Origin of the sequence: Alkalihalobacillus phoenicis (assembly GCF_047302405.1) — a bacterium.
Classification (GTDB): Bacteria; Bacillota; Bacilli; order Bacillales; family Bacillaceae_D; genus Alkalihalobacillus.
The window spans coordinates 1,013,890-1,036,305 of record NZ_CP154853.1 but is presented as its reverse complement, the minus strand read 5'-3'; the positions used below and the strand labels follow the sequence as shown (position 1 = coordinate 1,036,305).

At 38.4% G+C, this 22,416-nt stretch carries 22 protein-coding genes and 1 pseudogene; 12 read left to right on the top strand and 11 right to left on the bottom strand.

Features of this window, described 5'->3' with window-relative positions:
* Nucleotides 1-52: 52 nt before the first annotated feature.
* Nucleotides 53-244: a hypothetical protein gene (locus AA0017_RS04820; RefSeq protein WP_413379969.1), complete on the bottom strand. Its 192-nt coding sequence runs from the start codon at nucleotides 242-244 to the stop codon at nucleotides 53-55.
* A 251-nt stretch (nucleotides 245-495) separates the two neighbouring features.
* Here AA0017_RS04820 and AA0017_RS04815 point away from each other — a divergent pair, with 251 nt between their 5' ends.
* Complete coding sequence (locus AA0017_RS04815; protein ID WP_413379968.1) at nucleotides 496-1,140, top strand: YktB family protein; 645 nt, start codon at nucleotides 496-498, stop codon at nucleotides 1,138-1,140.
* A gap of 59 nt (nucleotides 1,141-1,199) precedes the next feature.
* On the opposite strand, the gene AA0017_RS04810 is transcribed toward AA0017_RS04815, so the two are convergent.
* A complete protein-coding gene (locus AA0017_RS04810; protein ID WP_413379967.1) occupies nucleotides 1,200-1,724 on the bottom strand; it encodes a hypothetical protein in 525 nt (174 codons plus the stop codon).
* 24 nt (nucleotides 1,725-1,748) lie between these two features.
* Nucleotides 1,749-2,024, bottom strand: a complete 276-nt coding sequence (locus AA0017_RS04805) for a UPF0223 family protein (RefSeq protein ID WP_413379966.1) — start codon at nucleotides 2,022-2,024, stop codon at nucleotides 1,749-1,751.
* A 224-nt stretch (nucleotides 2,025-2,248) separates the two neighbouring features.
* On the opposite strand from AA0017_RS04805, the gene AA0017_RS04800 reads away from it, so the two are divergent.
* The gene (locus AA0017_RS04800; protein ID WP_413379965.1) at nucleotides 2,249-3,724 is read left to right on the top strand and encodes an aminotransferase class I/II-fold pyridoxal phosphate-dependent enzyme; all 1,476 of its coding nucleotides are present in this window, start codon (nucleotides 2,249-2,251) and stop codon (nucleotides 3,722-3,724) included.
* A 274-nt stretch (nucleotides 3,725-3,998) separates the two neighbouring features.
* Here AA0017_RS04800 and AA0017_RS04795 read toward each other — a convergent pair whose 3' ends face one another.
* Entirely contained in the window at nucleotides 3,999-4,118 is a 120-nt protein-coding gene (locus tag AA0017_RS04795; protein ID WP_136445982.1) for a GapA-binding peptide SR1P, read from the bottom strand.
* Nucleotides 4,119-4,201: 83 nt separating this feature from the next.
* On the bottom strand, nucleotides 4,202-5,056 hold the full coding sequence (locus tag AA0017_RS04790) for a polysaccharide deacetylase family protein (protein WP_413379964.1): 855 nt from the start codon (nucleotides 5,054-5,056) through the stop codon (nucleotides 4,202-4,204).
* 119 nt (nucleotides 5,057-5,175) lie between these two features.
* Here AA0017_RS04790 and AA0017_RS04785 point away from each other — a divergent pair, with 119 nt between their 5' ends.
* Together AA0017_RS04785 and AA0017_RS04780 are read left to right on the top strand one after the other, a co-directional pair.
* Nucleotides 5,176-6,231: an FUSC family protein gene (locus AA0017_RS04785; protein WP_413379963.1), complete on the top strand. Its 1,056-nt coding sequence runs from the start codon at nucleotides 5,176-5,178 to the stop codon at nucleotides 6,229-6,231.
* Between the two features lie 187 nt (nucleotides 6,232-6,418).
* On the top strand, nucleotides 6,419-6,832 hold the full coding sequence (locus AA0017_RS04780; protein WP_413379962.1) for a thioredoxin family protein: 414 nt from the start codon (nucleotides 6,419-6,421) through the stop codon (nucleotides 6,830-6,832).
* A 251-nt stretch (nucleotides 6,833-7,083) separates the two neighbouring features.
* Here the strand turns inward: AA0017_RS04780 and lpdA are convergent, their stop codons facing one another.
* From lpdA to AA0017_RS04755, 5 genes are all read right to left on the bottom strand, one after another.
* Nucleotides 7,084-8,493, bottom strand: coding sequence for a dihydrolipoyl dehydrogenase (lpdA, locus tag AA0017_RS04775; RefSeq protein ID WP_413379961.1), 1,410 nt, complete (start codon nucleotides 8,491-8,493; stop codon nucleotides 7,084-7,086).
* A 3-nt stretch (nucleotides 8,494-8,496) separates the two neighbouring features.
* Nucleotides 8,497-9,774, bottom strand: a complete 1,278-nt coding sequence (locus AA0017_RS04770; protein WP_413379960.1) for a dihydrolipoamide acetyltransferase family protein — start codon at nucleotides 9,772-9,774, stop codon at nucleotides 8,497-8,499.
* 79 nt (nucleotides 9,775-9,853) lie between these two features.
* Nucleotides 9,854-10,831 (bottom strand): alpha-ketoacid dehydrogenase subunit beta, encoded by a 978-nt coding sequence (locus AA0017_RS04765; RefSeq protein WP_413379959.1) that lies wholly within the window; start codon nucleotides 10,829-10,831, stop codon nucleotides 9,854-9,856.
* Nucleotides 10,832-10,834: 3 nt separating this feature from the next.
* The gene (gene pdhA / locus AA0017_RS04760) at nucleotides 10,835-11,920 is read right to left on the bottom strand and encodes a pyruvate dehydrogenase (acetyl-transferring) E1 component subunit alpha (RefSeq protein WP_413379958.1); all 1,086 of its coding nucleotides are present in this window, start codon (nucleotides 11,918-11,920) and stop codon (nucleotides 10,835-10,837) included.
* 654 nt (nucleotides 11,921-12,574) lie between these two features.
* Nucleotides 12,575-13,234, bottom strand: coding sequence for a YkyA family protein (locus AA0017_RS04755; RefSeq protein WP_413379957.1), 660 nt, complete (start codon nucleotides 13,232-13,234; stop codon nucleotides 12,575-12,577).
* A gap of 357 nt (nucleotides 13,235-13,591) precedes the next feature.
* On the opposite strand from AA0017_RS04755, the pseudogene AA0017_RS04750 reads away from it, so the two are divergent.
* The 8 genes and pseudogenes from AA0017_RS04750 to AA0017_RS04715 form a co-directional block, all read left to right on the top strand.
* Nucleotides 13,592-13,660: pseudogene (locus AA0017_RS04750) on the top strand (YjcZ family sporulation protein); the annotation flags it as partial.
* Nucleotides 13,661-13,920: 260 nt separating this feature from the next.
* A complete protein-coding gene (gene def, locus AA0017_RS04745) occupies nucleotides 13,921-14,457 on the top strand; it encodes a peptide deformylase (protein ID WP_413379956.1) in 537 nt (178 codons plus the stop codon).
* Nucleotides 14,458-14,917: 460 nt separating this feature from the next.
* Nucleotides 14,918-15,127, top strand: coding sequence for a DNA-dependent RNA polymerase subunit epsilon (locus AA0017_RS04740; protein WP_413379955.1), 210 nt, complete (start codon nucleotides 14,918-14,920; stop codon nucleotides 15,125-15,127).
* Nucleotides 15,127-16,794: a ribonuclease J1 gene (rnjA, locus tag AA0017_RS04735; protein WP_413379954.1), complete on the top strand. Its 1,668-nt coding sequence runs from the start codon at nucleotides 15,127-15,129 to the stop codon at nucleotides 16,792-16,794. Before AA0017_RS04740 ends, rnjA begins: the two co-directional genes overlap by 1 nt.
* A gap of 776 nt (nucleotides 16,795-17,570) precedes the next feature.
* Nucleotides 17,571-18,605, top strand: coding sequence for a LacI family DNA-binding transcriptional regulator (locus AA0017_RS04730; protein WP_413382387.1), 1,035 nt, complete (start codon nucleotides 17,571-17,573; stop codon nucleotides 18,603-18,605).
* Between the two features lie 4 nt (nucleotides 18,606-18,609).
* Complete coding sequence (locus tag AA0017_RS04725) at nucleotides 18,610-19,770, top strand: Gfo/Idh/MocA family protein (protein WP_413379953.1); 1,161 nt, start codon at nucleotides 18,610-18,612, stop codon at nucleotides 19,768-19,770.
* A gap of 47 nt (nucleotides 19,771-19,817) precedes the next feature.
* Complete coding sequence (locus AA0017_RS04720; RefSeq protein WP_413379952.1) at nucleotides 19,818-20,567, top strand: ThuA domain-containing protein; 750 nt, start codon at nucleotides 19,818-19,820, stop codon at nucleotides 20,565-20,567.
* A 24-nt stretch (nucleotides 20,568-20,591) separates the two neighbouring features.
* Entirely contained in the window at nucleotides 20,592-21,725 is a 1,134-nt protein-coding gene (locus tag AA0017_RS04715; protein ID WP_413379951.1) for a Gfo/Idh/MocA family protein, read from the top strand.
* Between the two features lie 431 nt (nucleotides 21,726-22,156).
* On the opposite strand, the gene AA0017_RS04710 is transcribed toward AA0017_RS04715, so the two are convergent.
* Complete coding sequence (locus AA0017_RS04710) at nucleotides 22,157-22,360, bottom strand: hypothetical protein (RefSeq protein ID WP_413379950.1); 204 nt, start codon at nucleotides 22,358-22,360, stop codon at nucleotides 22,157-22,159.
* Nucleotides 22,361-22,416 lie beyond the last annotated feature (56 nt).

The window sequence follows — 22,416 nt, the reverse complement described above, 5'->3', positions numbered from 1 at the left end:
CTCTCCTTACCTGAGATTCGTGTCTTATGAGTAAGAGATGTAGCAAGATCCCTTACGTAATTTCTAGCTTTTTTAATTCTTGCTGCAACTTCTTTAATTTCTCTAATGTCTCGAGTCTTGAAATGTCATCCTCTGTTAACAAAGCATCATGTAACGTCATCAATTCATAATCAATCTCGAGCTTCAGAACAATAATACGGTTCTTCACACCTGTAAGTTCAAACCCTTCCATGATCTGTTCCATTAACGACACCCCTCAAAGTAGGATTTTAATAATCTTAGGCCAATGCAACAAAGTAATGAGTTAGTACAGTTTATTAGCCTTTCAAAAAAATGTGCGGACTTCCAATCAATAAAATGATTACATCCTACTCTGATTGTCATGTTGGAATATTTCTAGGCAATACTAACGGGATAAGAAGCATTATATTCTCATTTAGTCGACATTATGTGTTAAAATTAAAGAATAATGATTATAATTAAGGAGTGTCAAATATGACTTTTTCTGGATTTAACGATGCTGATTTTAATGTATTTAATATAAAAGGCCTTGAGGAACGAATGAACGCATTAAAATCGAATATTCGTCCTAAATTTGAAGCAATTGCCACAGAAATGGAACCAACATTATCTTCTTTAACAGGAGACGAAATGTTTACACATATCGCTAAACACGCTCGCCGTACCGTCAACCCACCAAATGACACGTGGGTCGCATTTGCTAGCAGTAAAAGAGGATATAAAATGCTTCCCCATTTTCAAGTCGGATTATTTGAAACACATTTATTTGTTTGGTTTGCCGTTATATACGAATGCCCCAATAAAGCCCCCTTTGCAGAGAAGTTGTTAAAAAACGTTAATAAATGGAAAAAAGAAATTCCAAATGATTTTGTTTGGTCAATTGATCATATGAAACCGGAAGCGAAAAAACATGGCGATCTTTCCAAAAATGAATTGGAAGCGATGTTCACACGATTAAAAGACGTCAAAAAAGCGGAATTATTATGTGGTATCCACATTGATCGAAATGATCCAATCCTAAAAGACGGACAAGCATTAATCCAAAAAATTGAGGAAACGTATAAAACTGTATTGCCGCTCTATACGCTAGCTCAAAACGCACCTATTCTAGCTAAATAAAAATAAGCCCAAAGGCATTTTCAGTTACCTTTGGGCTTATTTCATCATAAAAAAATCAATCAATATAACGCCTCTAATATCTTCTTACTTAGCTCAATATGTGGACTTCGTTTATCAATAAAAGCAAACATTTCATTTGATAATTCAATATCCAATTCATCGATAAATCTTGTTTGTTCATTAATAGAAACAGCAAATAATTGTTCCTCGCCAGTTTCTTCATTTTCAACGACATATGGAGCGCTTCCTTCTATTGCCTCATCAGAAAAAAGCCCATCTAGTGGAACTAAACCGACCGGGTCAAAGAACACCTCTTTTGATTGATCAATAAAATATAAATCACCCTCTTCGGCGGCAATAACGACAAGAATTCTTTCATGTTGAACAGGCTCAATCGAAATGTAGATCTCTTCCTCAACTTCACCAATTTCATTTTCAATCATTTTATGTAATTGCTCTTCTCGGTCTCTTGGAACATCACCAAAAAAATAAATCGATAGTTTCTCATTATTCGCTCCGTTCGAACAAGCACTGAGAACTAGAAATCCAAGAATAAATAATATATTTAAAGGAAATTTCCCCATTTAATCCCCTCCCCCAAACATCACTTATTTCGTTAATCGAATCATTTCGCCATTTTGTTTCTCTTTTGCTGTTTTAACAGCTTGATAACAGGAGACCCCTGCTTGTTCATCAAATTGCTGACAAAGTTGCTTTTCTTCACTTTTTGATGGAACGATTTCTTTAAAACGTTGATAGTAGTTTAAAAATTCCGCTCGCTCCACCCCTCGACTAAAAACATCTTCCACTGCTTGATAAAAATCGAGGACATCAACGACCTCATCCTTTGTCCAATCAAGTGAAATCGGCATATTCATATCCATAAAATAAACCCCTTTCTTCTTTTCTCTACAATATGTAACACGTTCCTACCTTTTATGCAAGAATCTTCTCCATGAACCACTTAAGACACGAAAACGTTTCGAAAAATACATATTTATTTCTTCTTTTATCTATGCAAGTGAACTCCCTATTTGGTATACTCTTATTTGTTTTATATCACTATATCTTATATAGGGTAATTTTATTTTAAAAAGAGGTGACGTCTTTGTCGCGACAATATTCTACCCCATTATTTGATGGGGTCCGTAAACATGCAGAAAAACAACCTACTCAATTCCATATTCCTGGACATAAAAAAGGAACAGGGATGGACCCGGAATTTAGAGAATATATTGGTGAAAATGCACTTGCTATTGACTTAATTAATATCGCTCCATTAGATGACCTCCATCATCCTCACGGGATCATTAAAGAAGCACAAGAGCTTGCTGCAGAAGCTTTTGGGGCAGACCATACATTCTTCTCTGTCCAAGGAACAAGTGGTGCGATTATGACGATGATTATGAGTGTTTGTTCTCCTGGAGATAAAATAATCGTCCCGCGCAATGTTCATAAATCCATTATGTCTGCGATTATTTTTTCTGGAGCAAACCCTGTTTTTATTCACCCAGAAATCGATCCCAACCTAGGTATTTCCCACGGAATAACAACAGATTCGGTTGAGAAAGCTCTTCAGACTCATCCAGATGCAAAAGGATTACTCGTCATCAATCCAACTTATTTTGGAGTATCCGGAAACTTGGAGAAAATCGTGGAAATCGCTCACAGCTATCAAATACCTGTCCTAGTCGATGAAGCACACGGTGTTCATATTCATTTTCATGATCAACTACCTTTATCCGCGATGCAAGCAGGTGCAGACATGGCAGCGACAAGTGTTCATAAACTTGGCGGTTCAATGACTCAAAGCTCTGTCTTAAATCTTAAAGAAGGGCTCGTCTCTGCGAAAAGAGTGCAATCCATTATTAGTATGCTAACAACAACTTCAACCTCTTATCTGTTATTAGCTTCACTTGATGTCGCAAGAAGAAGACTCGCAACAGAAGGTCAAAAGCTTTTAACTAATACGATTGAACTTGCTGAAAAAACACGTGAACAGCTTAATACGATCCCTGGAATCATATGTGTTGGGGAAGAAATTCTTGGTACAAAAGCCACTTACGATATGGATCCAACTAAATTAATTATTTCGGTTAAAGAGCTTGGAATTACAGGCTCAGAAGTTGAAGTTTGGTTAAGAGAGCGTTATGCAATCGAAGTGGAATTATCCGATTTATATAACATTCTTTGTATCATTTCTCTTGGAGACACAGCAGAAGAAACGGCAAAACTTGTGGATGCCCTTGCTCAACTTTCCTTGGAAACGAGCGATAGCTTCAGGGAAAAGAAGGAAGTAAAAGTTTATGTCCCTAGAATTCCGACACTAGCTCTTTCACCCCGTGATGCTTTTTATGCGGAAACAGAAGTCATCCCTTTCTCAAAATCAGCAGGTAGAACCATAGCAGAATTTATTATGGTTTATCCACCTGGTATTCCGATTTTAATTCCTGGGGAAATTATCACAGAAGAAAACCTTGCGTATATTGAGGAAAATATTAAAGAAGGTTTACCTGTTCAAGGACCAGAAGATGAAACCTTCCAAACAATTCGAGTCATTAAGGAATTTGAGGCCATTAAATAAACAAAAGAAGGAGCTGTCCCATTAAGGTCAATAAATGTCCTTATAGGTACAGCTCTTTTTATTTTTTACACATGTAAGTTAAATTGGACATCATGACTGAGTGGATCTTCGTTAACAATTTTATTTTATTCACATCGTAATTTCGCTGTTCCTACTTTTTCATTACTTATTCCCTGCTATGTGTGACCTTCCCCCTATTAATTCATAAAAAAACCGACATCACTGTGGTCAGTTCTCCTAACCATGGTGATGTCGATTTCCCATTAATCGTTTTTTACTTGTTTTTTTGGCAGTGGCTACAATGAGAGCACTTCACATAGACTTTTGTCACTTTTTCGGATTCAAAAGCCATAATCGATTCGTGACAGGTTTGACAAATGATAGTTCCTAACATCACAATCATCTCCTCAATCCTTTTTTGTAAGCGCTTCAAACCACTGTATACCTTATGTTGAATCGTTCATAATTAGACTTAAATTATTTGATTTCTTTCGGATCCACCATTTTATACCCTTTTTCCTCTAAACCGTTTATAATACCAGTCAACGCTTTTGCTGTCCACGCTCGATCATGCATGAGCAAGTTTGCCCCATTTTGAAGTTCTTTTGCATTAACCATAATCTCTGTTAGAGCATCTGCATCCTGATAGTCACTTTCCCAGTCATAACCATAAGTCCAATTCATTAAAGTCATCTGTTCATCAGCAACGATCTCACGAGCATAATCCGTATTCGCTCCAAATGGTGCCCTAAAAAACCTCGGCCGTTCACCGATTATCTCTTCTACTAATTCATTTAATTCAACAATCTCCTTTTTTTGTTCCTCTTCACTAATTTGTTGTAAGTTCGAATGGGTCATCGTATGGTTACCAATTTCAAATCCCATCTCATAAATTTCCTTTAACTTATCACGACCAGCTTCGTCCAGTAGGAAATGTCCATTCACAAAAAAGATGGCTGGTACTTCTAATTCTTTTAAGTTTTTCGCCATTTCAACTGAATAGTTATCAGGTGCATCATCAATTGTGATTAAGACAACGTTCTCGTCGCCCCCCATTCCCTCAATAGGTTGAACAGCTGATGTTGTTGCATGGATCATATATTTTTTCTCTATTTCTTCAGCGGATTCATTGGCTTCATTGCTTTCTTCCACATCATCTTCCCCTTCAGTCTCCCTTTCATGCGACTCCGACTCCTCTACTTCATCCTCTTTTTCCCTTTCGTTTTCCACCATTTCGTCCTCTGGATCCGTACTCTCGAATTGGGATGTATCCGAATCATTTCCACACCCTACCAACAAAATGATTCCTAATAAACAAACAATCTTTTTCATACCGTTCAATCCTTTCAAAATATGTCCATAATTATGTGATTCATGAAGAAAATGTATAATTTATTCCCTTTACCCCGATACTAACTGCCGTATTCAATTATAACATTTAAGGAGTTACTATGAGAATAAAATGGCCGATTGGTAGACGCATCATCAAAACAGGGGTTGCCGTATTTATCACAGCGATTTTATGTCATACGATGAATTTACCCGCTTCTTTTGCGATTATTACGGCGATAGTCACCATTGAACCAACCGTCCATGCCTCCATAAAAAAAGGACTGATTCGATTACCCGCGGCTGCCATTGGTGCTTGTTTTGCCGTTTTATGTGATATTGCATTTGGTGAAACTGCCTTAACCTATGCCTTAATCGCTATTTTTACGATTACTACCTGTGCCGCTTTAAAACTAGATCCCTCTACTCTTGTCGCGACATTAACTGCAACGGCGATGGTACCTGGGATCGTGGATGTAAGCATTCTTGACGTTCTTTGGCGAATTACAGGTTCATTTATTGGCATTACAGTCTCAACATTTGTGAATTTTCTGATTTTACCAGCTAAGTTCGGTCCGCTTCTTGTTCAACGAATCGATGAGGTTAGTCATCATATCGGTACTAGTTTGCAATCTATGATAACAAACCTGCTTGATTCCGATCATGATCGTCGAGAAAGAATTTATACATATAAAAAAATATCTGAAAAAATACAGGGTGGCTACGAACTCTCATCCTTCCAAAATGACGAATGGCGTTATCGCAGTTCATCTGAATATGAAAGACGCTCTTTTGATTATTTACAGAAAAAATTAGACCATTTAAACCATTTAGCCATTCATTTAGGAAAAATGGCTCACCTTCGCTTGAGTCACCCAATCAGTGAACTACAAAAAACATGCATTATGGAAATTATTCAAGCATTTGTTAACATCTTAAAGGACCCGTTCCATCAAATCGACACATCTATTATCGTTAAAATAAATCAATTGTCTCCATCACCAGAAAGCAAACAAAAATGGTCACCTAAAACGATTCAAACACTCCATTATGAACTTCAATCCATTTATGTATTATTAGAAGAGCTTGCTCAAATAACAAAAGATGAAAGGCAATATTATTATGAAGAAGAACAATACCCTGCCTATATTTTTCAAAAAAAATGGCAATATGACTAACTAAATCTAAAGGAAAAGGGACGGACGATAAGATATCGTACTTCCCTTTTCTTTTATTTTTCAATCTCTATTTCCATATTTCTATTTGATTACATTTCGATTACCTAGGCCATTTTAAGAGTTTAATCATGCTAAAATAATACGTATCTTAATAATTACTTAGAATAATAAATAGGATGTGACAAGCTTGAAAAAGACTAACGTAATGATTATTTTATTCTTCTCTAGTATTCTATTATCAGCTTGTTCAACAGGTTTTTTAACGTCAACTTCACCTATCAATCATGATGCCGACCAGCATATGACCGTATTATTTTCTGATTCATCCAATATAAAAAAAGAAGACAGCTACTATGATGCGATATTAGAGTTGCAATCTGAAAACCCTGAACAGGCTCAACCTTTTCTTATTATCGATTCTGATGAACGGGACATTGTCCGCTATTATGACATTCAAGTTTTCCCTACGATGATCGTTTTAAATGGTGACATGGAACAATTACGAATGGAAGGTGTACAATCTAAAGATGAAATTGTCACAAGCCTGAAGAAAGTTCTACAACTGCCAATCCGTCATGAATCTATTAGCTTTTATCATTAAAAAAAGTCGATTAGAAGAAAATTCTTCTGCTCGACTTTTTTTTAATCTTTGGAGTGGTTTTGATGGCTTTGAGTTGAGTACTTTTGGTTTCATTCATTGATTCTAAAACCAGTCTGACATTCCCCACCTTCACTCAAATTGGTTCTGTCGTACATCTCCGTCCTTCTTACCTTATTTAGCCTTTCACAGCATGCAAAAAAACACCTACCCAAGAAACATACGATGTTCCTAGGGCAAGTGTTTTCAGTTAATTATTTTACAATGTGAATTGGAGTGCCTAAAGCAACTTCTGCTGTTTCCATTGTAATTTCCCCTAACGATGGGTGAGCATGAATCGTTAAGGCAATATCTTCAGCTGTCATTCCAGCTTCAATTGCTAATCCTACTTCTGAAATCATATCAGATGCATTTGCACCAGCAATTTGTCCACCTAACACTAGACCGTCCTCTTTACGAGTGATGAGTTTCATAAAACCATCTGTCTCATTTAAAGAAAGAGCACGTCCATTTGCTGCAAATGGGAATTTAGCAACAACTACATCGTAGCCTGCTTCTTTTGCCTCTTTTTCATTATAACCAACAGTAGCTAATTCTGGATCAGAGAAGACAACAGCAGGAATAGCTAAGTAATCAACCTCTGATTTTTCACCAGCAATCGCTTCAGCCGCTATTTTTCCTTCATAAGAAGCTTTATGAGCTAATGCTAGACCTTCGACAACATCACCAATCGCAAAAATATTGCTTACATTTGTACGACATTGTTTATCTACTTTAATTAAGCCACGGTCTGTCATTTCAACACCAATTTGCTCTAAACCAAGCTCATCTGTGTTAGGTCTACGTCCAACTGTTACTAGTACGTAGTCCGCTTCAAATACTTCTTCTTTTCCTTTAATTTCAGCTGTTACTTTGACGCCATCCTTCGTTTCTTCAACACCTTGAGCTAATGCTTCTGTATGGAATGTTACGCCGTTTTTCTTCAAGCGTTTTTCAACAAGTTTAGCCATTTGTTTTTCGAATCCAGGTAGGACTTGCTTTCCGCCTTCAAGTACAACAACTTCTGAACCAAGGTTTGAAAGTGCACCGGTTAATTCAATACCGATATACCCTCCACCAATAACGACTAACTTTTTAGGCACTTCTTTAAGAGCTAAAGCACCTGTTGAGTTAATCACACGATCCGTATATTTAAAAGAAGGTAATTCAATTGGACGAGATCCTGTTGCAATAATACAATTTTTAAAGTTGTATGTTTGTGAACTCTTATCATCCATAATACGAACAGAATTCTCTGATGCAAAGTAGGCTTCCCCTTGAACAAGCTCTACTTTATTTCCTTTTAAAAGTCCTCTGACTCCACCAGTTAACTTATCTACAACGCTAGCTTTCCATTCTTGGACTTTTTCGAAGTTCACAGAAACATTTTCTGCTACGATTCCGATGTCGTCTGAATGTTTAGCACTATGGAATTTGTGACCAGCATTAATTAATGCTTTTGAAGGAATACAACCTACGTTTAAACAAACGCCCCCAACTGTTGCTTTTTCTACAACAGTTACAGATTGTCCAAGTTGAGCTGCACGAATAGCCGCTACATATCCTCCTGGGCCTGATCCAATAACTAGTGTGTCTACCTCTTTTGCGAAATCACCAACAACCATTTCTTACCCCTCCATTAATAATAATTGTGGATCGTTTAACAAACGCTTAACATGGTTTAAGGCATTTTGAGCTGTCACTCCATCAATTAGACGGTGGTCATAACTGATTGATAGTGCAAGTACAGGTGCCGCTACAATTTCACCGTTTTGAACAATTGCTTTTTCTTCAATACGGCCAATTCCTAAAATAGCTACTTCAGGATGATTAATAACCGGCGTAAACCATAAACCACGTGCAGAACCTACATTCGAAATTGTTGCACTTCCGCCCTTCATTTCCGCACTGCTTAATTTAGCATCACGAGCTTTTGCTGCTAAATCGTTAATTTCATCTGCTAATACGAAGATTGATTTACGGTCAGCATCTTTGATGACTGGTACGAACAATCCGTGTTCAGTATCTGCTGCAATACCTATATTAAAGTATTTTTTATATACGATCTCTTCATTTGCATCATCAATAGAAGCATTTAATACAGGATATTTACGCAACGCAGATGTTAAAGCTTTAACAACATAAGGTAAGTATGTTAATTTTGTACCTTGCGCCGCTGCTGTTTCCTTGTATTGTTTTCTATGAGCAACAAGTGCTGAAACTTCAACCTCATCCATGTGTGTAACATGTGGTGCTGTATGCTTCGAGTTAACCATTGCTTTTGCAATTGCTTTACGAACACCTTTTAATGGAACACGCTCTTCTAACTCACCAACTGGGATAGAAGCAGGTGCAGATTTTTTCGTTTCAGTCGAAGTTGTCACTTCTTCTGATGATGTGTCTTCAGATGCTGTTTCTTGGCTACCGCCATTTAAGAATGTATCAATATCTTCTTTTAAGACACGACCATTTTTACCAGAACCTGAAACTTTTTTAATATTGACATCCTTATCACGCGCGTATTTACGAACAGAAGGCATCGCAATTACACGAGAACTATCATCTGAATCAGTCGATGCTGCAGGAGTCTTAGTTGCTTCTTCTTTTTTCTCTTCTTTAGGCTCTTGTGCTTTTGTTTCTTCAGCTGGTGCAGCTTCTTCCTCATAGCCTTCAGCTTCAATTGTTAAAAGAACATCACCAACGATACTAACTGTTCCTTCTTCAACTTTTAGCTCAAGAACTTTCCCATCTACTGGGGAAGGAATCTCTACAACTGCTTTATCATTTTGCACTTCTAAAAGTATATCATCTTCTTTTACTTCGTCACCAGCTTTAACGAACCACTTTACGATTTCGCCTTCATGGATACCTTCACCAATATCCGGCAATTTAAACTCATATGCCACTTTAAGTGCCTCCCTTATCATACATTTAGTTTGGCGAAGAGGAAAGCAATAATCAACTTTCCTCTTCAAAAAACTTTTATTAGAAATTAACGACTTTATTTACTGCATCAACGATATCTTTATGGTCAGGTAACCAAGAATCTTCCATTGCAGCGAATGGGTATACGGTATCAGGTGCTGTTACACGTAATACAGGAGCTTCAAGGCTTAAAATTGCACGTTCCGTAATTTCTGCTACTACGTTTGCAGCAATCCCTGCTTGTTTTTGTGCTTCTTGTACAACAATCGCACGGTTTGTTTTCTCAACAGAAGCGATGATTGTATCAATATCTAATGGACTAACTGTCATTAAATCGATTACTTCAACATCGACACCGTCTTTTTCTAATTCTTCTGCTGCTTTTAATGAAGCGTGAACCATTGCTCCATAAGTAATAATCGTTACATCTTTACCTTCGCGCTTAATATCCGCTTTTCCTAATTCGATTGTGTACTCTTCTTCAGGAACTTCTGCACGGAATGAACGGTATAATTTCATATGCTCTAAAAATACAACTGGGTCGTTGTCACGGATTGCAGAAATTAATAAACCTTTTGCATCATAAGGAGTAGATGGAATAACGACTTTTAACCCTGGAGTTTGTGCCATTAATCCTTCTAAGCTATCAGCATGCATTTCAGGTGTTTTAACTCCTCCACCAAATGGTGAACGAACCGTAATTGGTGTTGTCTGCGTTCCACCAGAACGGTAACGCCAGCGGCTCATTTGACCAGCTACTGAATCCATTACTTCAAATAAGAAACCGAAGAATTGAATTTCCATAACAGGACGGAACCCTGTAATACCTAGTCCAATTGCTAAACCACCGATACCAGATTCAGCTAATGGTGTATCAAATACACGATCTTCACCGAATTCTTTTTGTAGACCTTCCGTTGCACGGAATACTCCACCATTTTGACCGACATCTTCCCCAAAAATTAGGACATCTTCATTCGTTTTAAGCTCATTACGCATTGCATCCGTAATCGCTTGAATCATTGTCATTTGCGCCATTGGTTATTTCGACTCCTTTGCTGTAAATTCTTCCATTTGCTCACGAAGGTTAGCAGGGAGTTGTTCAAACATAACACCGATGATATCCGTTACTTTTTGCTTCGGAGCAGAGTCAGCTTCTTTAATTGCTGCTTTAATATCTTCTTTTGCTTTTTCAACTACTTCATTTTCTTTCTCTTCGTTCCATAATTTTTTGCCTTCTAAGAATTTACGGAAACGGATTAATGGATCTTTTTTCGTCCATTCATCATCTAAATCAGAAGTACGGTAACGTGTTGGATCATCACCAGCCATTGTATGTGGACCATAACGGTAAGTTAATGTCTCGATTAATGTCGGACCTTCACCATTAAGAGCACGCTCACGAGCTTGTTTTGTCACAGCATAAACAGCTAAAACATCCATTCCGTCAACTTGAATTCCTTCGATACCAGCTGCTGTTGCTTTTTGAGCGATTGTTTTCGCTGCAGATTGCTTTTCAACTGGAACTGAAATCGCAAAGCGGTTATTTTGAACAACGAAAATAGCAGGTACATTAAAAGCACCAGCAAAGTTCATTCCTTCATAGAAATCCCCTTGAGAAGCTCCGCCATCACCTGTGTAAGTGATCGCAACATTGTTTTTCCCTTTACGTTTTAAACCTAATGCAACCCCAGCCGTTTGGATAATTTGGGCACCGATAATGATTTGTGGCACAACAATATTTAATCCTTCTGGGAACTTACCTCCACCGATGTGACCACGTGACCATAAAAATGCTTGGTGTAATGGTAAACCGTGGAATACGATTTGTGGAATATCACGATATCCAGGTAAAATCCAATCCTCTTTATCTAATGCAAAGTGAGTTCCAAGCATAGATGCCTCTTGACCAGCAACTGGTGCATAGAAACCTAAACGCCCTTGACGGTTTAATGAAATCGCACGTTGATCCCAAATGCGTGTATAAACCATTCTTGTCATTAATTCTTGTAGCTCTTCATCACTTAGTTCAGGCATCGCTGCTTCATTTACAACTTCGCCCTCTTCATTCAAAATTTGAAATGTCTCAAACTTTCCTTCTACTTGCTCTAAGGTTTTAGTACTCACTACCTTCACCTACCCTTTCTATTCGGAAAATGTCAATCACTTTTCTGGTCTATGTCTTCATGTTCACATGTTGTAATTCATAGTCAGAAATCCTTCATTAGGATACCCTATTGTGCAATCAAACATTACATAATGATAAAAGAAAACACATATTCTTTGTTTTCATAAACTGTATTAGTCAATAGACAGAAAAAGTAATACAATTTACCCTATGAAAAACAGTCTACATCAATAGATAGAAATCCGTCAATCCTTTTGTTTTTCTGGACTTACAATTTATGACTACTTTAACTTTTCTTTATATAAAAGCATTTCTGTGTTATAGATCACTTCGCTATAAAATAGTACAGTTAGTTATACAAGCGTTTTCATAAGATGAACAAGCCCCACTCCAGATAAACATTCCTTTTTTGCTAAAAAGTAAAACCAAAAATGACAAAAAAATACCCTCAATAAAAAAAGGCCACTGAAAAAGTTAATTTTTTTTAAATGAAAAAATCGTCCCCAAAATTATGAATCGATTAAAATGGTGTTTTGCGGCCAATAGAACAAAACAAAGATCCCAAACGGATCAATCCCCAAAGACTTTTGCGGGACAAGTAAAAAACGAGAATTCTTTTCTTTCAAGAATCCTCGTTTTTGAGCCGGTTTTGCCTATTCATTTAATTTCCAATTTAAATCGGCAGAAGAATAATAAGCTTGTTTGCTTTCATTATACTCTACTGTGAACTGATTAAATACGTCTCTTGTTTCGTTTATATTGGAGTATGACTCATTAACCTCTTCAATTTTTTCCTGTAGCTCAACTAATTCAAAATCTTCCCTTTGTAATAATTCAAATAATTCACGATCAAGATTGATTGATTTCACATAGGCTGTATGTAGGTCTTGGTAGCTCTCATAACGGGCCTTCATTTTTTCCCTTAACGTTTGATAGTGTTCGAACCCTTCACCCTCATTGATTTCATTTTCGAAGGCTTCTACTTTTTGGAATTCTTCATAACTTTGTTCGATGCTTTCTTTTTCCAATGCCACTGCGTTCTCTCGAGTTTCAATAGAAGCAAGTGCCTCCTCAGTTAATGAAAGAATCAATTCAAACTCATCCATTCCTAAATCAATCACTTCTTCGTAAAGTTGTTGTTCATTATTTTCAGCCGCTTTCAAGATCTCTTGCTGTTGCTTAAAAGTTGATTCCAACTCAACGGCTTGTTCAAGATGGACAAATACATCTTCTGCCACATTTTTCCCACAAGCAACTAACACCAGCATCATCAAAAGCGATAGTGTCACATACCATCGTTTTTTTACAGACACACCATTTCCCCCTATTCTAATCCCAACTAAATCGTCACCTACTAAAGACACTAAAACAAACGAATGGAATTGGCAACCGAAATCCCTTTTCCCTTTCTAAAAATCTATATGAATTTCTAATAAAAAATATGCACTTGTCCACTTTTATTCTAAACATATATCCTCTTTTTTCTTTAAAAAATGGGCATTCATCCAATCGCCCTCTTTACTCATGCATATTGTAAATAGTGAGTCGCACATAGTGTGATGTACCAAAAAGGAGGAATTTACATGTACGGATACGGTTCAGATTGTGGATGTTATGATCCTTGTGGATATGGTTACGGGGCACCAGCAGCACCAGTTGCAGGTTTTGGCGGTGGATATAATAAAGGATTTGCGTTAATCGTAGTATTATTTATTCTATTAGTAATCGTTGGGGCAGCTTGCTTCAATGGTGGGGGCCCAGGACCAGACTGCAAAAAATAAGGAAATCATTTACTTAGCAGCTTCTGAGACATCTCAGAAGCTGTTGTTTTTTTAGAATTAAGCCTTCATTTCAATAAAAACTTGCCAACCCGCTACACTTTTCGATAAAGTAAGACATAGTAAAAGGAGATTTTATATTTCTCTTATCTCCTAAACAAACTAAACAAATTCCATTGACTATTATATAGCATTATTTGCTCTACAAAGGAGAGGTACATATGATTACAATGAAAGATATTGTTCGTGAAGGTCACCCGGTTTTACGCGAGGTCGCAAAAGAAGTAACATTGCCAGCAACAGCCGAAGAAAAAGAAATACTAAGTGAAATGCTTCAGTTTATTAAAAATAGTCAAGACCCAGAAATTGCGGACAAGTATCATTTACGTCCAGGTGTCGGAATTGCCGCACCGCAAATCGGCATCTCTAAAAGAATGTTTGCCGTCCACACTTATGATGAAAATGACGTCCTTTATAGCTATGGACTATTTAACCCGAAAATGATTAGTCATTCCGTTGAAGAGAATCATTTGGATGGTGGGGAAGGCTGTTTATCCGTTGACAGAGAAATATCTGGACTTGTACCACGCCATGCTCGGATCACAGTTAAGGGAACAACACTAGAAGGAGAAGAAATCAAGTTAAAATTAAAAGGTTATATTGCTATTGTTTTTCAACATGAATTAGATCATTTGGATGGCATTATGTTCTATGACCGAATCGAAGAATTTCAAGATAAGTTAAAGAAATCATTATAAACTTTTCAACAAGAAGGGCTGCCCGATAAGGTCATTAAATGGACTTTACCGGTACAGCTCTTTTTTACATTAAGGAAATGTAAACGGCCTTTATTCGCCTAAAATTTTTCCCCATCTCACTTTTCCATTCATTCCCACCAAAAGACCCTTTGATTTTACATATACTAACGATAAGGACTAAAAATAAGGAGGATTTATTATGTTAAAAAAACTTCGCAAAAAACTAGTCGATGGTTGCAAAAATCTGTTACCAAAGAAACGTTTGCTTGAGGTATAGAATAATTCAATAATGATTAAACTGTACAATTAGTCATTAAAACATGTAGGATAGAGAAAAAAGTTAGTTTCATTACAAGTGTTTACACCCTTTTTTTATTACGACCCTTAAAGAAAAACATGAAAAAGATGGTGGATTGCTTTATAATGAAAAAATAACCAATGTTTAAGGAGAGGTATTGTTATGTTATTTAAAGTTTTTTTCCAAAAGATCGCAAATCAAGTTCCAGTACGCGAACTTACAGATGCTATTTATGTTGAAGGTACAAGCGAGTCAGATGTCCGCAAAAAGCTCGCTGACCGCAATTACAACATCGAATTTATTACTGAAATCTCTGGCGCTCATTTAGAGTACGAACAGGCTCGAGAAGACTTTAAGGTGGAATCCATTTAATGAAACAAGTAAAAAATAATCAAACAGCCGTATTTGCTCTTGGTGGACTCGGGGAAATCGGAAAAAATATGTATGCTGTTCAGTTCCAAGATGAGATCATTATTATTGATGCCGGAATTATGTTTCCAGAGGACGAACTTCTAGGTATTGATTACGTCATTCCTGACTTTACTTATTTAAGTAAAAATATTGATAAGATTAAAGGCCTATTTATCACACATGGTCACGAAGATCATATTGGTGGTATCCCTTATTTATTAAGAGAGATTAACATCCCAATTTACGGCGGGAAGTTAGCACTAGGTTTATTAAAAGGAAAGTTAGAAGAACATGGTCTTATCCGAAAAACTAAACTAATTGAAATTCAAGAAGATCAAATTATTAAGTTTACGAAAACATCCGTATCCTTCTTTAGGACGACCCACAGTATTCCTGACTCATATGGTATTGTCGTCAAAACACCGCCAGGGAATATTGTACATACAGGGGACTTTAAGTTTGATTTTACACCAGTTGGTGAACCAGCAAACTTAACAAAAATGGCCAAAATTGGTGAGGAAGGTGTTCTTTGTTTACTTTCTGACAGTACAAACAGTGAAATACCTGAATTTACAATGTCAGAGCGAAAAGTCGGCGAAAGCATTGATAGCATTTTTAGAAAAGTGAACGGACGTATTATTTTTGCCACTTTTGCTTCTAATATTCATCGCCTTCAACAAGTAATTGAGTCCGCTGTACAACATGGGCGTAAGGTTGCAGTATTTGGACGCAGTATGGAGTCCGCCCTTTCAATCGGACAAGATCTAGGCTATATTAATGCCCCTAAAGAAACGTTTATTGAACCAAGCCAGTTAAACAAACTGCCTGACAATCAAATAACGATTCTTTGTACAGGGAGTCAAGGTGAACCAATGGCGGCTCTTTCTCGTATTGCTTATGGTACACACCGTCAAATTCAAATCATCCCTGGGGATACGGTCGTCTTTTCATCGTCACCAATTCCAGGTAATACTGTAAGTGTCGGAAAAACCATTAATCAGCTTTACCGTGCAGGGGCAAATGTTATTCACGGACCACTTAATGACATTCACACATCTGGACATGGTGGACAAGAGGAGCAAAAATTAATGCTTCGTCTGATGAAGCCTCAGTATTTCTTACCTATTCATGGTGAGTATCGGATGATGAAAATGCATATTAAATTAGCGAAGGATTGTGGAGTTGCTGAGGAAAATTGCTTTATTATGGACAATGGAGATGTACTAGCCCTCCACCCTGATGAGGCTGCTGTCGTCGGTAAAATTCCTTCCGGTTCTGTTTATGTAGATGGAAATGGCATTGGAGATATCGGCAATATCGTTTTACGTGACCGCCGAATTTTATCAGAAGAAGGATTGGTCGTTGTCGTCGTCAGCTTAGATATGAAAGAATTTAAAGTAACAGCTGGTCCGGATATCATTTCAAGAGGTTTTGTCTACATGAGAGAATCAAGTGACTTAATTCATGAAGCCCAAAAGTTACTTGCCAAACATCTAGATGATGTGATGGAAAAGAAAACATCACAATGGTCAGAAATCAAAAATGAAATGACTGATTTATTAGGACCATTTCTATATGAAAGAACAAAACGTAAACCAATGATTTTACCAATCATTATGGAAGTATAAAAATAATAGGACAGGCAATCGCAAAAATATTTTTCTTGCGGTTGTCTTTTTTCTGTTTCGAATAGAATCTCCTTCTCGTCCTGAACCCAATTACCAAAACAAAAAAAGATTAATTTAAAATTTTCTGATTATAAAGATTGAAATTCACACAAAAACTAGTTATGATGTACACGTGTACATTAATCATATTCTTACTAACAGGACTCCTGTTAGAAGTACGAGGAAAAGCAATCAAAATTCAGTATTAAGTTGTATCGAGTGTTTTTTGTTTAACCAAAACGGAGCCAGCGGAATACCCGAAGACTCCTGCGGGAGAAGTGCAACACGGGAGACCCCACAGCGACTAGTCGCGAGGAGGCTCCCGGTTCACCCGCGGAACGCGTAGGGTATGCAGCTGGCGGAGTATACCAACTCCACCTTTTCTTCGCTTCTGACCAAACGGACTTCGCTTTATCATGCTAGCTACGCCTGTTAGAAGCTCGAGAAAAATCGCCCATCTGATTGAAGACAAAGAGCGTCTTCATCAGCTGTTCTTACCCACAGGACGTGGGTACAAGGCGTTGCGACAGGATGGAGCGAACTTAGTGTTGATCCTTAGTACTTCTCTCTTCTGAACGAACAGGCTTCGCTTTTTATCATGCTAGCTACGTCCGTTAGAAGCTCGAGAAAAATCGGTCGTCTTTATGAAGTCAAAGAGCGACTTCAACAGCCGCCCTGTATTTTTTCTCGCTTCTGACCAAACGGACTTCGCTTTATATATAAGGAGGTGTCAGACGATAGGTACTAGAAAAGATGTCGCAAAACGAGCTGGGGTATCTGAAGCGACTGTATCACGTGTTTTTAATAATGTCCCCCCTATCCGTGAAGAAACAAAACAAAAAGTATTAGAGGCTGCCAAACAATTAAACTATCATCCAAATGTACTAGCCCAAAGCTTTGCCAAAGGAAAAAGTCAAAACATTGGCGTCATCGTCCCTTATATGCCTAAGGTTCGCTTGCTTTCCACTCACTACTTCTCTGAAATATTAAGTGGAATTGGCGTCAAACTTGGCGAAATGAATTATGGTTTGTTGCTATTATTTCAATCTCCACATGAACCAAGAAACTATGTCCACCTTTTTCAAACACAAAAAGTCGACGGTTGTATCATTTTAGGCTCACAAGATTTTTTAGATGAAAAGGCCGCACTAGAACAATTACATCAGTTAGCTCTCCCTTACTGCCTTGTTAATCAAACGTATGCAGATTACCCTTTTCACTCGATTGACGCTATGCATTATCAAGGAAGTTATGAGGCCGTATCGCTTCTTTTGCAAAAAGGCTTAAAACGGATTGCTTTTTTAAACGGACCAGTACATTACTCCAATAGCTTAGATCGGTTAGCAGGGTATCGCGATGCATTGCGAGACGCTAATATCAAATTAAATGAACAGTGGATATTTCAAGGAAACTACAGTCGGAAAAGTGGCTATCAAGCTGCGGCGAATATCGGGCCTCTCCTCTCACAAATAGATGCCATTTTTACTTCTAATGATCGGATGGCTGTTGGGCTCATGCAAGGACTGCGTGAACAAGGCTACCAAGCTGGTCATGATTATGCCCTGATGGGGTATGATGATTCTGATATCGTGAGCATGCTAACCCCACAGCTCGCTTCCGTAAATGTCCCTCTTTTTGAAATGGGACAGCTCGCTGCCGAAAAAGTATTATGTATGATAGCGGAAGGGATAAAAGAACAAATTCAAGTCAAATTACCTGTTTCAGTAATTGAACGCGAATCGATTCAAATAAATTCCAAAAAAAGGAGCTAAAAAGATGAAAAAACTGAGTATCGGTATGGTCGGGTATAAATTTATGGGAAAAGCTCATAGCCATGCTTATCGAGATCTCCCTCTCTTCTTTCCAAAACATATCCACCCGCAAATGAAAGTGATTTGTGGTCGCAACAGTGAAGGCGTTGCTGATGCAGCCGAACAATTTGGTTGGGAGGAGTACACAACAGATTGGAAAGAATTGATAAAAAGAGATGATATTGACTTAATCGATATTAATGCCCCAAGTGATGTACATAAAGAGATTGCGATTGAAGCTGCTAAAGCCGGAAAGCATGTATTTTGTGAAAAACCGTTAGCGCTTACATTAGCCGATTCTCGTGAGATGTTAGAAGCGGTTGAAGCAGCAGGCGTGAAACATATGGTTGGCTTTAACTATCGCTTTACCCCGGCCGTTATGTTAGCGAAAAAATTAATCGATGAAGGACGATTAGGTGAAATTTACCATTTCCGGGCTTGGTTTTTACAAGATTGGATCATTGACCCTGACTTCCCACTCGTTTGGCGCCTCCAAAAAGAAGTGGCTGGTTCTGGTGCTCACGGTGATTTAGGTGCCCACTTAATCGACATGGCCCACTATTTAATTGGCGATATAACAGATGTCATTGGGATGAGCGAGACCTTTATTAAAGAAAGACCTCTGCCTCAAGAAATGACTGGCTTATCAGCAACAGGTAGTCAAAATAAGGAAAAAGGACCTGTCACAGTTGATGATGCGACATTATTTTTAGCTAAATTTGCGAATGGGGCCCTTGGTAGCTTTGAAGCAACTCGTTTCGCGACCGGTCATAGAAGTACAAATTCTTTTGAAATTAATGGAAGTAAAGGAAGCGTTATCTTTGATTTTGAACGCATGAATGAACTACAAGTTTATTTTGTCGATGACAAGGAAGATGTCCAAGGTTTCCGTCGTGTCTTAGCAACGGATGCTGCTCATGCCTATTCCGATGCTTGGTGGCCTGCTGGTCATACGATTGGTTATGAGCATACTTTCATTCATTCAGCTGTAGAGCTTATGGAAGCTTTCCAAGAAGATCGGCAGCCCGTTCCAAACTTCAAAGATGGGGTCAAGTGTCAGCAAGTTTTAGAAGCTGTAGAACATTCCATTGAGCAAAAGAAATGGATCAAAGTAACAGACTTATAAACTTCCGCTTAAGAAAAAGAAATGAACACAATTAAGGAGGAGTTATTATGAAAAAGAAGGCTTTAATTGTATGGGGTGGTTGGGATGGTCATGAACCAGAACAAGTCTCAGCCATTTTTAAAGGAATTCTTGAAGAAGAAAACTTCCAAGTAGAAGTTTCTAATTCTTTAGAATCATATGCCGATGGGGAAAGATTGAAAACATTAGATTTAATCGTTCCACATTGGACAATGGGACAAATCGAAAAAAAATATGTACAGAACATTTCTGCTGCCGTCATGAACGGTGTTGGTTTAGCTGGTTGCCACGGCGGGATGTGTGATTCATTTCGAAACAATGTCGACTGGCAATTTATAACAGGTGGCAATTGGGTCGCTCACCCTGGCAATGACGGTGTTGAATACATGGTCAATATTAAACACTCCTCTAGCTCTTTACTTGAAGGGATAATGGATTTTAAAGTAGTTAGTGAACAATATTACCTTCATGTAGATCCTGCTGTGGAAGTGTTAGCGACAACACGTTTTCCTGTTGTTGATGGACCACATGCAACAAATAAAGCGGTTGATATGCCAGTCGTTTGGACGAAGCGTTGGGGAGCCGGTCGTGTCTTTTACAACTCATTAGGCCATGTAGCAGACGTCGTGGCCATGCCTGAGGTTAAAACGATTATGCGTCGTGGATTCCTCTGGACGGCGGAAGGAAAAACACTTTATGGTGATAAAAAAGTGAGTACATTTGCAGCATCAGGCAATGGTTCAGGGAATATTTACACCGGCATGGGAGATAGTCAGTAAACGAATTGGGGGGAGCGATTCATCATGGAAAAAATAAAAGTAGGACTTATTGGATGCGGAAACATCAGCTCCGTTTATTTTAAAAATTGTTTAGAATTTGAACATTTTGATCTGAGCGCATGTGCTGATCTCGACCTTGAGCGTACAAAAGCTCAAGCAACACGCTATGACGTAAAAGCCTATACGATACAAGAATTACTAAACGACGAAGACATTGAACTTGTCATTAACTTAACGACTCCAAAAGCACATGCAACCGTTTGTATTCAAGCACTTGAAGCAGGAAAGCATGTTTATACAGAAAAACCACTAGCGGTCACACGCGAAGAAGGGCGACAGATTTTAGATGTAGCCAAGAAAAAGGGGCTTCGTATTGGCAGTGCTCCTGATACTTTTTTAGGTGGGGGAATTCAAACTGCTATCCACCTCATTGAAAAAGGGGAAATCGGTACTCCTATTGGGGCTACGGCCTTTATGATGAGTCGCGGACATGAGCATTGGCATCCTGAACCATCCTTTTATTACGATGTCGGTGGTGGCCCAATGTTTGATATGGGACCTTATTACTTAACTGCATTAATCGCAATGCTAGGTCCAATTAAACGAATCTCTGGTTCTGCACGTATTAGCTATCCTGAACGAACCATTACAAGTGAACCAAAAGCAGGCACAAAAATTCAAGTCCAAACTCCTACCCATATTTCAGGAGTGCTTGATTTTGCATCAGGAGCGATTGGGACGATGATTACAAGTTTTGATGTGTTTGGTGGCTCTACTCTTCCACGTATGGAAGTTTACGGCAGTGAAGGAACGTTACTCGTACCTGATCCTAATACATTTGGCGGTCCAGTGTTCATACGAAAACGCGATGAACACGAGTTTGTTGAAGTTTCATTAACCCACCAATATGATCAAAATAGCCGTGGAATTGGCGTAGCTGATATGGCAAAGTCAATTCAACAACAAAAAGCTCATAGAGCGAATGGGGACCTTGCCTTTCACGTCCTAGAAGCCATGCATGGATTCCATGACGCCTCAAGCACTGGCACATATTATCACATGGAAAGTACGTGTTTAAAACCAGAACCCTTTCCTTTAAACTACCATTTTTCTACGAGAACTAACATAACTAACTCAACTTTCGCAGAGTATGATTGACTCTTAACCGTTGATAGAGATTGATTTTAGGGCGATACAAGACTCAAATTGACTTTACATGGACGGTTCAATCGTTGACAGTCTGAACACCTCTCTTCGTAGGCTGTTGAAGGAATCTGTTCACTAAAATGAAGCGCTTCGGTTGTCGCTCCCAAACAGACACCAGACATGGGAGTGATTTATGCTCTACTTGTTTCATGCCCTCCGGCGGTCGCTCCCAAACAGACACTCCGCGTCCTGCAGGAACCTCATGAGCCTCCTCAGCACGCTTGCGGGGTCTCATTGGACGGTTTATTCCTGCGGGAGTCTCCGTGTCTGTTTGTCCGCTAGATCATGGAATCGAATCTAGGTTCAGTTTTCTCATTAGAACAAAAAAACAGTCATGACTTCAACGTACATTAGCTTGAGAATGATTTTTCTCCTTTCATGACTCATTCCGTTCCAGTTGTAAACAAATCAGTGTTGATGCTCTGTACGTTAGCTAGATGATCGAGCTTGTTTCGATTGGAATCCTGTCTTTTCATGACGGCAGACTTAGGAAAAAAATAGCTGGCAACGACCTCTTTAGTTCCATAACCAACAAAGGGAAGAAGAAGGTCCTTCTGCGTTAGAAATAGCTGATTGAGAATGGCCATATCATCAAGCATCTCCACGACACTTAGCGGACAAAACCATACGGAGACTCCCGCAG

Coding starts and splice junctions, on each gene's coding strand:
- AA0017_RS04820 (WP_413379969.1), bottom strand. CDS start 244: ATGGAACAGATCATGGAAGGGTTTGAACTTACAGGTGTGAAGAACCGT.
- AA0017_RS04815 (WP_413379968.1), top strand. CDS start 496: ATGACTTTTTCTGGATTTAACGATGCTGATTTTAATGTATTTAATATA.
- AA0017_RS04810 (WP_413379967.1), bottom strand. CDS start 1,724: ATGGGGAAATTTCCTTTAAATATATTATTTATTCTTGGATTTCTAGTT.
- AA0017_RS04805 (WP_413379966.1), bottom strand. CDS start 2,024: ATGGATATGAATATGCCGATTTCACTTGATTGGACAAAGGATGAGGTC.
- AA0017_RS04795 (WP_136445982.1), bottom strand. CDS start 4,118: ATGTTAGGAACTATCATTTGTCAAACCTGTCACGAATCGATTATGGCT.
- AA0017_RS04790 (WP_413379964.1), bottom strand. CDS start 5,056: ATGAAAAAGATTGTTTGTTTATTAGGAATCATTTTGTTGGTAGGGTGT.
- AA0017_RS04785 (WP_413379963.1), top strand. CDS start 5,176: ATGAGAATAAAATGGCCGATTGGTAGACGCATCATCAAAACAGGGGTT.
- lpdA (WP_413379961.1), bottom strand. CDS start 8,493: ATGGTTGTTGGTGATTTCGCAAAAGAGGTAGACACACTAGTTATTGGA.
- AA0017_RS04765 (WP_413379959.1), bottom strand. CDS start 10,831: ATGGCGCAAATGACAATGATTCAAGCGATTACGGATGCAATGCGTAAT.
- def (WP_413379956.1), top strand. CDS start 13,921: ATGATTACAATGAAAGATATTGTTCGTGAAGGTCACCCGGTTTTACGC.
- AA0017_RS04740 (WP_413379955.1), top strand. CDS start 14,918: ATGTTATTTAAAGTTTTTTTCCAAAAGATCGCAAATCAAGTTCCAGTA.
- rnjA (WP_413379954.1), top strand. CDS start 15,127: ATGAAACAAGTAAAAAATAATCAAACAGCCGTATTTGCTCTTGGTGGA.
- AA0017_RS04725 (WP_413379953.1), top strand. CDS start 18,610: ATGAAAAAACTGAGTATCGGTATGGTCGGGTATAAATTTATGGGAAAA.
- AA0017_RS04720 (WP_413379952.1), top strand. CDS start 19,818: ATGAAAAAGAAGGCTTTAATTGTATGGGGTGGTTGGGATGGTCATGAA.
- AA0017_RS04715 (WP_413379951.1), top strand. CDS start 20,592: ATGGAAAAAATAAAAGTAGGACTTATTGGATGCGGAAACATCAGCTCC.
- AA0017_RS04710 (WP_413379950.1), bottom strand. CDS start 22,360: ATGGCCATTCTCAATCAGCTATTTCTAACGCAGAAGGACCTTCTTCTT.